This window comes from Vibrio sp. L5-1, from assembly GCF_021728315.1.
Classification (GTDB): Bacteria; Pseudomonadota; Gammaproteobacteria; order Enterobacterales; family Vibrionaceae; genus Vibrio; species Vibrio splendidus_K.
On sequence record NZ_JAKKCQ010000002.1, the window covers coordinates 144440 to 159960 of the forward strand.

11 protein-coding genes are annotated in these 15521 nt (G+C 44.2%); 4 read left to right on the top strand and 7 right to left on the bottom strand.

Annotated features, from left to right (window positions below):
* The first annotated feature begins 224 nt into the window (after positions 1–224).
* Genes L3V35_RS07375 through L3V35_RS07385 form a run of 3 tightly spaced genes read left to right on the top strand, consistent with a single transcriptional unit; the run spans position 225 to position 3903 of the window.
* Positions 225–1607 (top strand): DASH family cryptochrome, encoded by a 1383-nt coding sequence (locus tag L3V35_RS07375; protein WP_237299098.1) that lies wholly within the window; start codon positions 225–227, stop codon positions 1605–1607.
* Entirely contained in the window at positions 1604–3163 is a 1560-nt protein-coding gene (locus L3V35_RS07380) for a cryptochrome/photolyase family protein (RefSeq protein ID WP_237299099.1), read from the top strand. Before L3V35_RS07375 ends, L3V35_RS07380 begins: the two co-directional genes overlap by 4 nt.
* Positions 3163–3903 carry an SDR family oxidoreductase gene (locus L3V35_RS07385; protein WP_237299101.1) on the top strand — a complete coding sequence of 247 codons (741 nt, stop codon included), beginning with the start codon at positions 3163–3165 and terminating at the stop codon, positions 3901–3903. The genes L3V35_RS07380 and L3V35_RS07385 overlap by 1 nt, the downstream gene beginning before the upstream one ends.
* A 165-nt stretch (positions 3904–4068) precedes the next feature.
* On the opposite strand, the gene L3V35_RS07390 is transcribed toward L3V35_RS07385, so the two are convergent.
* From L3V35_RS07390 to L3V35_RS07420, 7 genes are all read right to left on the bottom strand, one after another.
* Positions 4069–4953, bottom strand: a complete 885-nt coding sequence (locus tag L3V35_RS07390; RefSeq protein ID WP_029221996.1) for a PA4780 family RIO1-like protein kinase — start codon at positions 4951–4953, stop codon at positions 4069–4071.
* Positions 4954–5046: 93 nt separating this feature from the next.
* Positions 5047–5190: a DUF2256 domain-containing protein gene (locus tag L3V35_RS07395; RefSeq protein ID WP_237299103.1), complete on the bottom strand. Its 144-nt coding sequence runs from the start codon at positions 5188–5190 to the stop codon at positions 5047–5049.
* Positions 5191–5428: 238 nt separating this feature from the next.
* Positions 5429–9145: an AAA family ATPase gene (locus L3V35_RS07400; RefSeq protein ID WP_237299104.1), complete on the bottom strand. Its 3717-nt coding sequence runs from the start codon at positions 9143–9145 to the stop codon at positions 5429–5431.
* Positions 9146–9150: 5 nt separating this feature from the next.
* Positions 9151–10404: an exonuclease subunit SbcD gene (sbcD, locus tag L3V35_RS07405; protein ID WP_237299106.1), complete on the bottom strand. Its 1254-nt coding sequence runs from the start codon at positions 10402–10404 to the stop codon at positions 9151–9153.
* Positions 10405–10616: 212 nt separating this feature from the next.
* Positions 10617–11189, bottom strand: coding sequence for a porin family protein (locus L3V35_RS07410; protein WP_065205291.1), 573 nt, complete (start codon positions 11187–11189; stop codon positions 10617–10619).
* Between the two features lie 508 nt (positions 11190–11697).
* Positions 11698–12354, bottom strand: coding sequence for a glutathione S-transferase family protein (locus L3V35_RS07415; protein WP_237299108.1), 657 nt, complete (start codon positions 12352–12354; stop codon positions 11698–11700).
* Positions 12355–12542: 188 nt separating this feature from the next.
* Complete coding sequence (locus tag L3V35_RS07420) at positions 12543–13139, bottom strand: LysE/ArgO family amino acid transporter (protein WP_102562003.1); 597 nt, start codon at positions 13137–13139, stop codon at positions 12543–12545.
* 534 nt (positions 13140–13673) lie between these two features.
* Here L3V35_RS07420 and L3V35_RS07425 point away from each other — a divergent pair.
* Positions 13674–15392, top strand: a complete 1719-nt coding sequence (locus tag L3V35_RS07425; protein WP_237299109.1) for a S8 family peptidase — start codon at positions 13674–13676, stop codon at positions 15390–15392.
* Positions 15393–15521: the final 129 nt, after the last annotated feature.

A 15521-nucleotide genomic window follows, 5' to 3' on the forward strand; every position in this document is an offset into this window, starting at 1 on the left:
TGTCTGCTCCTAAAGACTGTCGCTCTTAAAAAATAGCTGTTTGGGCTAATAAAGCCAAGCTTCAATCGCCAGCCTCTATCGGTATTATTGGTTGGCTTCTATTCCCTCCTCAATCCTCTTCTTTCCCCAAATTCAACCATTACCCATTCGGCGTAATCATTTGTGATCTTGTTTGCTCATCCACTCGTAACCGTCTAATAACTAACAAATCACGAGTGCAAGCAATGAAAAAGATTGGTCTCTATCTTTTTACGAACGACTTAAGAATCAACGACAATCAATTGCTCCATTACGCCGCGCAGAGCGTCGATAAACTCGTTTGCGTGATTGTCGAACCCACTTTGGTTCATTTCTCTGCTGATTTAGCGCAAGAGCAAAGTTATGGCGCACATCGCCAGGCTTTTATTTCACAATCGATAGCTAATCTAGAATCGAATTTAGTGAAGCTTGGGCAGCAACTTGTCGTAATTCACAGTAACCATATAGAGCCAGGCTCTGCTGAGAAAACACTCAGCCAAATCATCGCTACTCAACACGTCACTCACTTTTTCGCTAACGCACATTGCAGCTACGACGAGCGACAATTGATTCGATCGACACAAAGACAGTCCCCTAACTTAGTGATGTGTTTATCACATCATTCCACCTTGTTTGACCAAGATGAACTGCCGTTTGAATGGTCAAAGCTTCCGAGCTCGTTTAGCAAATTTAGAAAGCTAGTCGAACACTTGGACGTTAATGAAAGTGAGACGGTTATTTCACGCCTTCCACCAGCAGTAACACCAATAGCGACACCTGAACCAATATCGACAATCCCACTATTTAGTTCAGCAAATGATGAAATCGGAGTAACAAGCGATTATTTGGGTGGCGAAGACGCAGGACTAGCGCATTTAGAAAACTACTTTTCACATGATTACGCCCTTAACTACAAGCAGACTCGAAACGCATTTGACGGCATCGAAAACTCAACCAAGTTCTCACCGTGGTTAGCGCTCGGCTGCGTTTCGCCTAAAACGATTTATCGCCATTTAAAACAGTTCGAAGCCGATCATGGCAGTAACGATTCAACCTATTGGATCTACTTTGAGTTGTTGTGGCGCGAATATTTCTATTGGACGTGTTTGTCACTGGGTTCCTCGTTGTTCGGTGATTCTTCAAACCGTCAACTCTACAGCCCTAACTCCTCAGCGACGTCGAACCTGAATTTCGCCAAATGGAAGAGTGGCAATACCAACTATCCGATTGTCGATGCATGTATGCGTCAGCTTAATGAAACAGGCTATATGTCTAACCGAGGAAGACAGTTAACGGCCAGCTGTTTGATCTACGAACTAGGGATCGATTGGCGACACGGCGCAGCCTATTTTGAGAGCCAACTTATCGACCATGACGTGGCATCAAACTGGGGGAATTGGGCGTATATCGCTGGGGCTCTCAATAAACCCGCCCACAACGAGCAAACTAAAAACCAATCACAACCTAAATCACGCCATTTTGATTTGGCCAAGCAGACTGAAATGTACGACCCAGACCATTCCTTCATCAACCAATGGGTAGGTGGTAACGCAGTTTCAACAAGCCTCACAAACCAGGACGCATTATGAAATTTAAAACGGTACGACTTGTATTAGGTGACCAACTAAACATTGAGCATTCATGGTTTCAACAAGTTAACGATGACGTTATTTACATCATTGCTGAGCTCAAACAAGAAACGGATTATGTTGCATCTCACATTCAAAAAGTGGCCGCGTTTTTCTGTGCGATGGGTTACTTCGCTGACGAACTCAAAGAACAAGGTCATCAAGTACTCCACCTTACTCTTGACGACACAACGCAATTTGAAAACCTAGATAAACTTCTAAAGCACTATGTACACGAATTCGGCGCAGAGACATTCGAATATCAAAGGCCAGATGAATATCGCCTTTTAGAGCAGATGAACAAGCTAAAACTCACCAATGCAACCAAAGGCTGTATCGATTCCGAGCACTTCTTGTTTCCGTTTGACGAGATTGAAACCGAGTTTCCTAAAGACAAACACATCATGATGGAACATTTCTATCGTCGAATGAGAAAGCGTTTCGACATCCTGCTCGACGATGGCAAACCGGTTGGCGGAAAATGGAATTACGATGCAAACAATCGCAAGAAGCTAAAGAAACAAGACATCGAGAACCTGCCGCAACCATTAATGTTTGCCAACGACATTTCTGCGATTTTAGAACGCATCGAGCATCATCAAGTTCAAACCATTGGTGAAGTTGGCGAACAGTTATTATGGCCAGTCAATCGAGCGCAAAGTCTGTCTCTACTCGCTCACTTCTGCCAAGTCTGTTTACCACTGTTTGGTCAGTTTCAAGATGCAATGACGACCGAGCACGATTCGAAATGGAGTTTGTATCACAGTCGCCTCTCCTTTTCGTTGAACAGCAAACTGCTAAGCCCCCAAGAAGCGATTGATGCGGCACTTTCGGCTTATCAGGCTTCCTCTAAGCTAAACGCACCCACTATCGATATTGCACAAGTCGAAGGGTTCGTACGCCAAATTCTAGGTTGGAGAGAATACATACGCGGTGTTTATTGGGCGAACATGCCTGCTTACGCAAACAAAAACCACTACGCAGCAGACCGTCAGTTGCCTCATTACTTTTGGGATGGACAAACCAAGATGAATTGCATGAAGCACGCGATTGATCAATCCCTCGAGTTTGCTTATGCGCACCACATTCAAAGGCTTATGATCACCGGTAACTTCTGCTTAATTACGGGCATTGCTCCGGAGCAAGTCGACAGTTGGTACCTTGGTATTTATGTTGATGCGATTGAGTGGGTCGAAATGCCGAATACGCGAGGTATGGCACTTTTTGCCGATGGCGGGATCGTCGGAACCAAACCATACTCTGCCAGCGGTTCTTACATTAATCGCATGAGTGATTACTGCAAAGGCTGTCATTACCAAATTAAAGAGCGCAGTGGAGAGAGTTCTTGTCCATTCAACAGCTTGTACTGGCGCTTCATGAACAAACATCGCGAGGCCTTAAATCGCAACCCTCGAATGGGGATGCTTTATCGCTCTTGGGACAATATGGATGAGCAAGACCAACAAGCGATACTCGACACCGCAGAACAACGACTGACTAACTTGGAGAACTTATAATGGTGGAACAACTCAGATTACACATATTGGTCATTGGTGGCAGCGGCGGTATTGGTTTCGCCGTGGTTAAGCACCTACTGTCTGAGCTGTCTCGCTTTGATTTTCTCGATGTACATGTCGACGCGACTTATCACTCTCAACAGCCAGAACTAGAAAACAGTCGCTTAAACTGGCACCAAGTCGATGCAACCAATGAAGCTGATATTGAGCAACTCAGCAAACAGTTTGAAAAATTGGACTGGTTGATAAACTGCGTGGGTATGCTTCACACACCAGAGCTCGGCCCAGAAAAGAATTTGTCCTCTATCGACCCAGAATTCTTCCTGAAAAATATCTCGGTAAACACCCTGCCTAGCTTGTTACTGGCGAAACACTTCACGCCGATTCTCAAAGCCAGTGACAATCCAAAATTTGCAGTGCTATCGGCCAAAGTCGGCAGTATTTCAGATAACCGCTTAGGTGGTTGGTATAGCTATCGGTCATCGAAAGCGGCACTCAATATGTTTATCAAAACCATGTCGATTGAATGGCAACGTACCATAAAGAAAGGCACCGTGTTAGCGCTCCACCCTGGTACAACCGACACCGCTCTATCTAAGCCTTTTCAAACCAATGTCCCTGAAGGTAAGTTGTTTGAGTCGAGCTATGTCGCCCATCAATTGGTCGATATCATTCGCACTGCCACACCGGACAAAAGTGGGCACTTCTACGCTTACGATGGTGAGCAGTTAAACTGGTAGTGAGGAATACCAATCGTTGGCTTTGATGAATGGTAAAATTTGATGAGTGCTAAAAAAGAAAACCCAACGAGTGTTACTCTGTTGGGTTATTTTTAGAATGAATGCATCAATTATTTAAGGAGAGATGGCTGATGTTTAACGAAAGATCAAAACGGATCATTACGACTACTCAGCCCAATTGAACTTGCTGTCGTCCACACCTTCTTTTTCTTCTTTAACACGCTCGCGTCGGTGTTGTTCTTCAATTCGCGCAGCGTCTATCTCTTGCATAATAGCTTCGATGTCTGCCAAATCGTCCGTTTCTGTAAACTCGCCCGTCAGCTTGCTGTCAGGCTTTAAGTCGCCTTTCTCGTATAAAGCCCACATTTCCTTGGCATACTCGGTTTTCGCCAATTCAGGGGCAAACTGAGCGTAATAATCACGGATGTTATTGATGTCACGAGCCAACATCCACTCGGCGTTGTTATTAGCCGAAGCGTCGACCGCTTGCGGTAGATCGATAATCACAGGGCCGTATTCATCAACCAATACGTTGAACTCAGACAAGTCACCATGGATCAAACCAACGCAAAGCATTTTAACCACGTAAGTCATCATCACTGCATGATCTTCAATCGCTTGTTCTGGCGGCATTACAACATCGTTCAATCTTGGAGCAACATAACCGTCATCATCAGTGACTAGCTCCATAAGCAGCACGCCATCAAAACAGCCATAAGGCACAGGCACACGAACACCCGCTTCTGCCAGTTTATACAAGGCGTCCACTTCAGCGCTTTGCCACACTTTCTCTTGTTGCTCACGTCCAAATCCTGAGCCTTTTTCCATCGCTCTGGCACGGCGGCTGTTTCGGACTTTTCGTCCTTCACGATACGCCGTTGCTTTTTTAAAGCTGCGCTGGCTTATTTCCTTATATACCTTGGCACAACGGATCGTATCGCCGCAGCGCACTATGTACACTGATGCTTCTTTGCCACTCATTAATTGGCTTGTCACCTCGTCGACTAAACCATCGTCAACTAAGGGCTGTATTCTTTTAGGTATCTTCATGCCGCCTTTATACATTAGTTGTCTTACAGATAGAAATATTAACTTAAGAAATGAATGACGAAACTATTAACGTGTTCTAAAAACGAACAGAAATTACGCCAAAGTTGGCTTATGACGACGACAACGTTCAGAACAGTAGATCACGTCATCCCAACAGCGCTGCCACTTTTTACGCCATGAGAAAGGCTTTTGGCAAATAGGACATGTCTTAATTGGTAAATGGGGCTTCTTGTGCATGTCAGTTTCCTTTTCGATGAGCCCACTTCCTGCGTCTAGTAGAAATTCCCTATTACGTTCGTTCCTCGCTTTAGGGAATGACGATAATTATTATGTTCGTTCCATGTGTTAGGGAGTACGAGACATGATTGATGACAACTCCCGACTCCGTCATCCTCGAGAAGGAGGAACGACTGAGTCGGGGATCTGCTTGGTCTAGCTCTACCTCTATTTCTGCGCTAATGAATATGGCGAGAAGCTAAGCAACAACCTTGTACTGCTTCTCCATCTCACTCACACCTAAGCCAGAGTGTTTCGTCACTTTAAGCTGAACAGGTACTCGCTCTTTCAGCGCTTCAACGTGGCTAATGACACCAATCATCTTGCCAGACGCATTCAGGTTATCGAGCGCGTTAAGTGCAATGTCTAATGTGTCGCTATCCAGCGTGCCGAAACCTTCATCTAGGAACAGAGAGTCAATACTGGTTTTGTAGCTCACAAGATCAGAAAGCGCTAATGCCAACGCCAAACTCACCAAGAAGCTTTCGCCGCCCGACAAAGTCTTGGTATCACGCATCACATCGCCCTGCCATGTGTCAAGCACTTGCAGTTCTAAACCATCGTCGGCTTTACGTTTAAGTTCGTAACGACCATGCAAACGCTGTAGCTGCTTGTTCGCCAAATACACCAAGTTTTCCAGTGTTAGACCTTGAGCAAACTTACGGAACTTGTCGCCGTTCTTAGAACCGATAAGTGAGTTGAGACGTGAAATATCATCAAACTCGACCTGCTGCTCGTCGATCTGCTTGAACAGATCTTGCTGATTACTGCGATTCTGGCTATCCGTTTCAAGATTAGCCGAAATCGCGCCGATCTTGGTCGCATGGCTTTGTTGTGCGTTTTGGCATTCAGTCGTCGCAAGTTCAACTTGCTGTTGGTCTTGCTCTTGCCATATTTTAGCATTTTCGTGGTTTTGTAGCTCCACTTGCGTCGTTTTGGCAGTGTTCAACCTAGCTTGAGCACTGACAATCGCTTCGTCTAAAGACTTCTTCAGGCTTTGAAGTTGAGTTCTAACCTCTTCATCCAACAATGCTGCTTCAAAATCAGTCTCACCTTCGAATGGGCTCGTTTTAAGCGCTTCTAACCAAGCATTCGACGCTTGTGTGTAACTTGACTGCTTGCTGGCCAACTCTTCAGAGAAGCTAATGTGTTTGGTTTGCTCAGTTCGATGTTCCAGTTCGCAGCGGTTAAGCACTAACTGCGCTGCATCAAATGCATTTACCGCTTCAGTGACTTTCTGCTTCATCGCATTGCTGGTGGCTTGAATGTCTTTGTCACCAAATAACTCAGCCCTTTCAGCACTAATACGAGTCAGCTCTGAAACTAGAGACTCACTCTCTTGCGTCAGTGTCGCGATCTCTTTCTCTGCGCTACTTAGCTTGTCATCTAAGGTTTTCAATTCGGCATTTTGAGTAATCAGTTGCTTCTCAATATCGACCTGTTGCTGTTTAGTTTGCTGCCATGTGCTTGATGCTTGCGATTTCGCAGTAAACCAATCATCGATATGTTCAAGTTCAGGCGCTTCGATAGCCGTTTGAACAATGCTCTCTTTCAGAGCGTTCCATTGCTGTTCTTTTGTTAGAGCTATCTGAGCCACTTGTTCGCTCGTGCTGTGATTTTGCTTATTCAGATCCGCTAAGCGTTGCTCGGCCAACTCGAGATTAGACTGCGCCTTGTCAGCCATAACACTTGCAGACAAGCGTTGTTTTTCAGCTTCAGCATAGTGTGCTTTCGTATCAGCCAACGCTTTGAGTTGCTGCGAGATCTGACTTAGTTGAAGTTCACACTGCTGAGCAAAGGTCACGAGTGTAGCTTCATTGCCTAAATCGTTAATCGTTAGCACTGCTAGCTCTGGAGCCGTGCCAACGAAATCCGATAAGCTCTGTTGAAGCTTGCCGACAACGCCTTGCCAATTCATTTGAGCTTGCTGAATATCCGCTTGCGCACGTTGAATGTCATCGTTAAGTGCTGCAATCATAGGGGCAAGAGAATCTAACTGCTGACGATGCTCTTGGCCTTCTTTTTTGATGGCCGTTAACTCTAGGTTTTCCCTATCTTTTTGAGCAACCAAATTTGCAATATCTTGTGACTGTTCAATCGAATGGTCTGTTGAACCACACAGCGGGCACTCAGAGCCTGATTCTAGAGCTGCACGGTATTTCGCCAACTCGCCTTCTTGATCAATCAAACGCGTTAATCGCTCAAGCGAAGTCTCTTTCTCTTTATATCGCTCCACCAACACTTCACGCTCTTTCGAAAGCTTGTCGACCAACTGAGTGTTAGTTTGATGTGTTTGTGTTTTAACGTGCAGCTGTTGTTGGGCATTTAGGAAACCACGATTGATCTCAAGTAATGAGTGCGTATTGCGATTCCAAAACTCCAACAGTTCCTTTTGCGCATTCAACACTTGCTCACTGGTGTTGCCTTGCAATGCTTCCCATTGTTGCTTTGCACTACTCTCTGCCACTACCAATTCAGCTAAGGTTTTATCTTGCGATGCTTTAGATTCTTGCGCAGATTTGATGATCGTTTGATGAGCATCAACCGCAGATAAGGCTTGCCTCGCTGAGTTTAGTTGTTCTGAATGCTGGCGCTCAAGGGTACGAACTTGCTCTACCTTTGCTTGCCATTGACCTAGGTACTTTTCCAGATGTTGGTCAGCTTGATGTGTATTTAAGTACTCAGTGCTCAGTTGATATTGTTGCTTCAGTGCATCAGTTTTTTGAACTAAATCGACCTGTTGATTACGCTGCTGCGTGTGTTGCTCGTTTAGCGTATTCGCTGCATTAACGGCCGCAGTTTGCTTATCTTTGAGTACAGCAATTTGGTTATCTAGAGGACGAACCTGTTCAATGATCTTCTCTTGATCTTGTTGTTCGGTTTTTATCTTCTGAACAGCGTCACTGCTTTGAGTCAGTTGAGTTTGCGCGTCTTGCTTTTCCGCATCACGAACAGCAAGTAACTTAGTGCTGTTATCTAAGTGAGCTTGAGTAGTGTTCACCTCTTGTTCGCAACGCTTTAAATCTTTGTGCATTGGGCGCAGTTTTTCGGCAGGTTCACTGTTTGCCAAACGCTCTAGTGAGGGTTGGTTAAGGTCTAGCTCATCTTGAGCTGTTTTAAGATCGTGCTCGCTGGTCGCAATAATTTGCTCAGCTTTGGTCACGTCTTTCCACCAGCTAAGATGAGCTTGCCACTCTTTTAACTGCTCAGACAAACGCTTCTGTTCAGCTTCTAACGTTTCTCGATCTGCGGTTAGCGCTTGGATTTGCTCTTCAGACAGCAAACTCACACCCTCAGCTTTTGCTTTCAGGTGATTAAGCGACTCTTCACTCGACTTAAAATGATCGTAGATGCGCTCGGAAATCAGGCTATAGACTTCTGTTCCTGTCAGCTCTTCAAGTAGCTCTGCGCGGTCGTTCGCATTGGCATTAAGGAATGCCGCAAACTCACCCTGAGACAACATGATGGATTTGGTGAAACGAGAGAAATCGAGACCTGTTACCTGCTCGACCAACTTGGTCTTCTTGGTCAGCATGGTTTCTAAGACTTTGTCGGTGTCAGCATCGGCAAATTCACACGTTGGCGTTTGTAATGCGCCATCGTGCTTTCCACGCGCTCGCTTTTGATGGAAGTTAGAGCGGTACGTTTTGCCCTGCACTTCAAATTCCAGCTCAGCGAAACACTCACCTGTACCACGTGTCATTAATTCATTGTTGCCTTTAGCGATACTTTTCAAACGTGGCGTGCGGTGGAACAGTGCCAAACAAATCGCATCAAGAATGGTGGTTTTACCTGCCCCTGTCGGGCCAGTAATCGCGAACAGACCATTTTCTGCAAACGGTGATTGGGTAAAATCGAGCTTCCAACGCCCTTTCAAAGAGTTCAGGTTTTCAAATTCTAGGCTTAAAATCTTCATACTGGTTACTCTTCTACTTTGTTTGGTGTTTGAGCGCTTTCAGACACTTCAACCATCACTTGTTTAAACTTCACCGTCATTCGCTCTAAACGCGCTTTTTCAGAATCGGTTTCAAACTCTTCTAAGGCAATACGCTTGCTAAAAACGTCCATCGGGCTCAGTTCAGATAAGGTTTCTGCTGATTCTTGCTCTAATGCCTGATTGCGACGTTCTCTTGCTCTGCGCAATTGAAGCACTTCCACATTCAAACCTTCTGTTAGTGCGCGCATACGTTCTTGAAGATCCGACAAGTAATCTTGCGCTTGCACTTCTATCGATAACCAAACGCTTTGTTCGCTATCTAAGCCTAAATATTGATTCAGTTGAGATTCGATTTCACTCAAGTCGCCTTTGATTTCAGCTAGGGGTTGGAACGTTGGAACTGGCAATTGAGAAATGGTGCGCACGCCCTCAACAAATTCAACCACACAGACCTGCTTTTGAGATTTAAGTTCATCAAAGCTTAATGGAATTGGTGAGCCGCAGTAACGAATGTATTCACGCTTTGCCACCACTTGTGGGCGGTGGATATGACCAAGTGCAATATAATCTGCGTCTGGGAAGCCATCAGCGGCAAAACCATCAAGGTTACCGACATAGATGTCGCGTACCGAATCCGATTGTTGAACGCCCATCGCCGTTAAATGACCCGTAGCGATAATCGGCATGTGCTCGCTGTTTTCAAACGTCGCACGTTTTTCTACAGCGGCATCATAAACACTTTGGTAGTGCTGTTTGATTGCATCTCCGAGTTGCTTCTGACGCTCAACGCCAGTGACACCCGCCTGGCTGGTCAACACATCGCGAGGGCGAATAAAAGGAATGGCACAAACCAGCGCTTCTACATCGCCGTTCTTGCCTTTTAGTTCGACAACCTGAGTCGCATGATCTTCATTGGTATTAGGAATCACGTCTGCACCCATGTATTTGAGCAGCTGTTGTGTCTCTTTAAGCACAGACACCGAATCATGGTTACCACCTAACAACACCAACTGGCAGCCGATCTTGTTCGAATCGACCACAAACTTGTTATACATCTCACGAGCGTAACTCGGCGGTGTGCTGGTATCAAAAATATCGCCAGCAACAATGATCGCGTCGATGTCGTGCTCTGTAACTTGCTCAAGTAACCATTGTAAAAACCGTTCATGTTCATTCTTACGGCTTTTATTGTAGAAGTTTTGGCCAAGGTGCCAATCGGACGTGTGAAGAATCTTCATTGCTGCTCACTGGAAGTCTGTAATACCTTTAATCTACCAAAATAGTCGAGATAATTCCCTTTTATAAGCTTGTGAAAACCAACTAATTTCAGGCTTTGGACCAACTCCGCCCACAGCGTGAGCAATCGTTATTTTTGACATAAAAAACCGCTCAACGTTAGAGCGGTTTTGGGTGTCCATAGCTTTAGCTTTAAGCTATTTAACAGAAGCCATTAGAAATTGTATGAAGCACCCAGAGTTACTGTGCTAAAGGCTACATCACGGCTTTCCAATCGATTACCCGTTGTTCTATCGAAGAATTCGATGTTTACTGCGTCTGCTTGTGAGATCAAACGTAATGTTAGGTTTTCTACTGGCGTGTATTCAACACCAATACCGAAATGAAAGCCGGCACCAGAATCATCATCAAAAGAGCTAGCGTTGTTTGAGTTCAAATCTACGTAGCTCAAGCCCGCTAGTACAAATGGACGAATTGAGTTATCGAAGGTGTAGCCAAGGTTTGCTGCAACAGAAAGCGATGTTGGCGAAAACACCTTCGTTCCAAATGATTCATAGTCAGCATAATCCGTGTAACCAAGTTCGATACCTACAATGCGGTTAAATTGGTAACCACCGTAAAGGCTATATCCCATGCTTTCAGCATCTAAATTACCTGCGCCGTCAGTGTCTGAGTCTTGATACACACCAAGGCCGGCGCCAATGTATGGACCACCCTCAATACCAGCAGCAAATGTAGGAAGTGAAACTAAGCCAACTAGGCCCAATAGAAATGATGATTTAAGCATGAAAATACCCTTTTTTTGTCTGTCCTACAGCAACGTTGATCAACCGCAAATAGCTTCCGACACTATTTCACCTGTTGCGTTACTGTTTAAAATAAATTAAATAAGCAGCCCCTAATGAACAATAAAACACTGTTCATTTACGGAGCGAATGAGAAAGTACCACAAGATTTTTAGGTCATCAAACGAACAATCAAAGATATTTAATTCAGTCTTACTTATGAGACAGGTGTATTTCCTGAGAAGTGACGAGTACTAAAATACGTATAAACCTGATAGTAAACCTGAGCATCATCAACATTAAGTTCATTATAATCATGTCGTTACCGTACTAGCCAAATTGTCACTCGTTCTCAAAAACAACCTGAATCTTCACGCCTAAATATAAAAACTCATCCTGTTTCTCTCTTTTCCCAATAAAAGATATAAAGAGAAGAATAAGTTTTATTTTTGGAGGACATTTATTTAGAACAACCTGCCATTAAAATATATTACAATTTAATTCATATTATTAACGAGCGTCAACGAGACTAGCCAAATAGTTATTCGTTAAGTAGAAGCCGCTGAACTTCTCAATAAAGTCCGCAGGAACGGTTTTATCGGTCAAGCCAGATTCAATCAGCGCCGCTTGCCACTTCTGTACTTTCGGGAAGCCTTCAAGCATATCAAAACCTGAGCCTTCTTTAATCACTGACGCTCGGTGTAATAGTGGTAGCCAAGCGATGTCGACGTTAGAGATGTCATCGCCTTTGAAGAAGTCGCTGTCACCCAGCTTGTTCTCGGCCTTTTGGAAGGATTTTTGAAGATTCGCTAAACGTGTCTCAAAGGTTTCTTTATCTTTACTGCCCATCGTTCCACATTGCGGCATGTAATGTTTGCTTGCCTGATAAGACCAAGCGCGATCTAGTGCTTTTTGCTCTGCAGACACCTCTTCTATCGGCGCATATTTATCGTCTAGGTATTCAACAATTGCATCAGACTCAAACAGAACCGTGTCATTTTCTGTAATCAATACCGGCACTTGTCCGTTTGGCGAAATATCTAGGAACCATTGAGGCTTATTGTTTAGCTCAATGTATTCAATTTCAAATGGGACATTTTTCATTACTAAAGCACCCATTACACGTTGAACGAATGGGCAGTTTTTAAAGCTAACAAGTTTAATCATGGTTGACTCCGAATTAGGTCATTAATTTGTATTTGTACCCCTAAGACGAACGCCAAAACCGAAAGACGAAAAATAATTCCATTTTTGTGGAAATAATTAAATACAAAGGCAACTAAAGACAGTCATTTTAAGTCGTCACTTTAGGTAGGAACTTTAGATAATATATTTGAATACCTAATTACGAGTAACTAGACGATCAAAGATATTGCAATAGATGCCATGATCACGCCAACGACAAACTCCAACACCTTCCACGCTCTCGGGTTCTTAAACATTGGAGCCAAAAAGCGTGCTCCATATCCAAGTGAAAAGAAGAACACAAACGACGCCGATACTGCACCAGCGCCAAACAACATTTGGTTAGGTTGATATTGGGTTGAGATAGAACCCAGCAATACCACAGTATCCAAATACACATGCGGATTAAGCCAAGTGAATGCCAAACACATCGCAATCGCTTTAGTTAGCGAGTCTTTGGTTTCAGCAGTGGCTTCTAAGGCGTGGTTTTCAGTAAATGCTGAACGGAAGCTTAAGAATGAATAGACGCCCAAAAAGATAGCCCCACCATAACGGGCGAACTGCTCAATTTGTGGGAACTGCTTAACGATTGCGCCAAAGCCCGTCACACCAAAGCTAATGAGTAAGGCATCAGAAATCGCACATACAGCACAAACTGCCAATACGTGTTGGTTCTTAAGCCCTTGCTTTAAAACAAACGCATTTTGAGAGCCAATCGCAAGAATCAACGAGAGGCCAAGGGAAAAACCAGCAAAATAAGTCGTCATGGAAAAAGATCTGTAAAAGTAGTGACGGTAATAATTGACACAATACTGCCAATTAATCAGATTGTTAACAAGTGACTCTGTTGTTTATCAATGACACGTTTCGTGTATTTTTGGCCATTAGAGTAACCAAAAGACGAGAAGCAGACGTATACTTCGACTCTAATCGAAACGAGTTACCCTACCCTCCGATACAATAATTAACAATCCAATCAATTGATTTTAAACATCTTTAATTTCAGTCTTTATTTTATAAATATTGCTTTTATTAATAGAATTTAGCTCAAAGTTTGAGAATTAAAAATCGATCACAGTGAGATCTTCCTACCATTTCATTGACCAAGCGAATGATACAAGTCTGATTGCATATTACCTTTTAACTGCGTTTTGAGCGGGCATTTCCCTCTCACTTAACTAACTTATTGCGCGTTGTACACTTCGTTTCGAAGAAGTCAGTGCTAGTCGCATAACTATTTAGTCGCATAACTATTTAGTCGCATAACTATTTAGTCGCACAATGATAAGGATGCACCACAGATGAATCACGGACAAAGACTTACCACTATAGCCCTAGCTATTATGGCTTCGACCCACGTATCAGCTACGACTCTGAACAAAAGTAGCCCAGAGCCACAACCCATCAACTCACCTTTTATTCAAGATATAAAAGGCACGATTGTTGAGGATTACTCACGAGAAACCATTCAACCTTCGTTCTTCTCTATGAGAATGATGAGTAACGCCGATGAACAACGCGGCGATTGGTTTAACTTATCGGCGAGCTACACAAGACTTCAGGGCGTGGGTTCTGATGTGGTATACGACTACTTGATGCCCCCTCTTCAACCACAACCTGTCATCGTTGCCGTTCTTGATTCGGGTGTCGACGTTGAACACGAAGACCTCAAAAACAAACTTTGGACCAATGAAGACGAGATCCCAGACAACGGGATTGACGATGATGGCAATGGTTACATCGATGATGTCCACGGCTGGAACTTTCTGGGTAACTCGTTAGGTATTAACGTTGATCAAGATACATTAGAGGTCACCAGAGAATACAAAAAGTACCTCGAGTTAAAAGAAAATGGACATTGGATTCCTCGAAAGAAACGCAAGTACTATCAAGGTGTTGAATCTGATTATTTGTCGTCTCTAAAAGATGACCAAGATGCGTTGAATCGCGTAACATCAGCAACTAATCGAGCTAATGAGTACAAAGAAGAGATTCTTAAATTCGTCGATCAAAAAGACTTTTCTACTAACGGTCTTAAAACACTGTTAGATAGTGAGAATGCTAGCGTCGTTACAGCAGCTGAAGGGCTTTTGAGCGTATTTGATTCATGGTACTCCTTTGAATATCTGGAATCACGTCGTAGCCGCTATCAAGACTCTTTAGATTTCCACCTTAACCTAGAGATCGATACGCGTGGCGATATTGTTTGGGATGACATTTCTAACCCTTGGGAAAGAGGCTACGGCAACAACGATGTGAAAGGCCCTGTAGGCTCACACGGCACACACGTTGCTGGAATCATCGCTGCGGAGCGCGGCAATTTTATTGGTATTGAAGGTGTCGCGGATCATGCCCAAATCATGGCGGTACGCATGGTGCCAAATGGCGATGAGCGAGATAAGGACATTGCCAATGCAGTGCGTTACGCCGTCGATAATGGCGCGAAAATCATTAACATGAGCTTCGGAAAAAGTTACTCGCCACGTAAGTACATCGTCGACCATGCATTCCGCTATGCCGCTCGTAAAGGCGTATTGATCGTTCACTCTGCGGGTAACAGCCGCAACGATAACGACATAAAACCAAGCTTTCCAAACCGCTACGCTAAGCACTACCGCTCAAAGCCTATTTCAACGTGGTTAGATGTGGGCGCATCAGCGAAATACGCAGACGAAACCTTGGTCGCAAACTTCAGTAATTTCGGTCAGAAATCGGTTGATGTATTTGCACCGGGATATCGAATTCTGTCAACCACACCGGGGAATACTTACGGTTCGAAAAGTGGCACAAGTATGGCTGCGCCTGTCGTTTCTGGCGTCGCTGCGTTGGTGTGGTCGCGCTATCCTGATTTATCGGTAAAAGAGCTAAAGGCGATGTTAATGGGTGAATCAAAAATCTACCCAGAGCTGCTTGTTAAAAAGCCATCAAGCCCAGAAGATTTGGTTCCTTTCAGTACCCTTTCTATCTCAGGAAGTGTTGTGGATGCAGAAGCGATATTTGCAGAACTAGAAACACGCTAACGCTTTAGCCATTGGTCATTGGTCATTGACCGGATAATCGTCATTCCCTAAATCGAGGGACGAGCGTTATAGGGAATCTCGCTTCGCGGTTAGAGATTCCACATACCTCGTCCCTCGGTTCTGGAATGA

Coding starts and splice junctions, on each gene's coding strand:
- L3V35_RS07375 (WP_237299098.1), top strand. CDS start 225: ATGAAAAAGATTGGTCTCTATCTTTTTACGAACGACTTAAGAATCAAC.
- L3V35_RS07380 (WP_237299099.1), top strand. CDS start 1,604: ATGAAATTTAAAACGGTACGACTTGTATTAGGTGACCAACTAAACATT.
- L3V35_RS07385 (WP_237299101.1), top strand. CDS start 3,163: ATGGTGGAACAACTCAGATTACACATATTGGTCATTGGTGGCAGCGGC.
- L3V35_RS07390 (WP_029221996.1), bottom strand. CDS start 4,953: ATGAAGATACCTAAAAGAATACAGCCCTTAGTTGACGATGGTTTAGTC.
- L3V35_RS07395 (WP_237299103.1), bottom strand. CDS start 5,190: ATGCACAAGAAGCCCCATTTACCAATTAAGACATGTCCTATTTGCCAA.
- L3V35_RS07400 (WP_237299104.1), bottom strand. CDS start 9,145: ATGAAGATTTTAAGCCTAGAATTTGAAAACCTGAACTCTTTGAAAGGG.
- sbcD (WP_237299106.1), bottom strand. CDS start 10,404: ATGAAGATTCTTCACACGTCCGATTGGCACCTTGGCCAAAACTTCTAC.
- L3V35_RS07410 (WP_065205291.1), bottom strand. CDS start 11,189: ATGCTTAAATCATCATTTCTATTGGGCCTAGTTGGCTTAGTTTCACTT.
- L3V35_RS07415 (WP_237299108.1), bottom strand. CDS start 12,354: ATGATTAAACTTGTTAGCTTTAAAAACTGCCCATTCGTTCAACGTGTA.
- L3V35_RS07420 (WP_102562003.1), bottom strand. CDS start 13,139: ATGACGACTTATTTTGCTGGTTTTTCCCTTGGCCTCTCGTTGATTCTT.
- L3V35_RS07425 (WP_237299109.1), top strand. CDS start 13,674: ATGAATCACGGACAAAGACTTACCACTATAGCCCTAGCTATTATGGCT.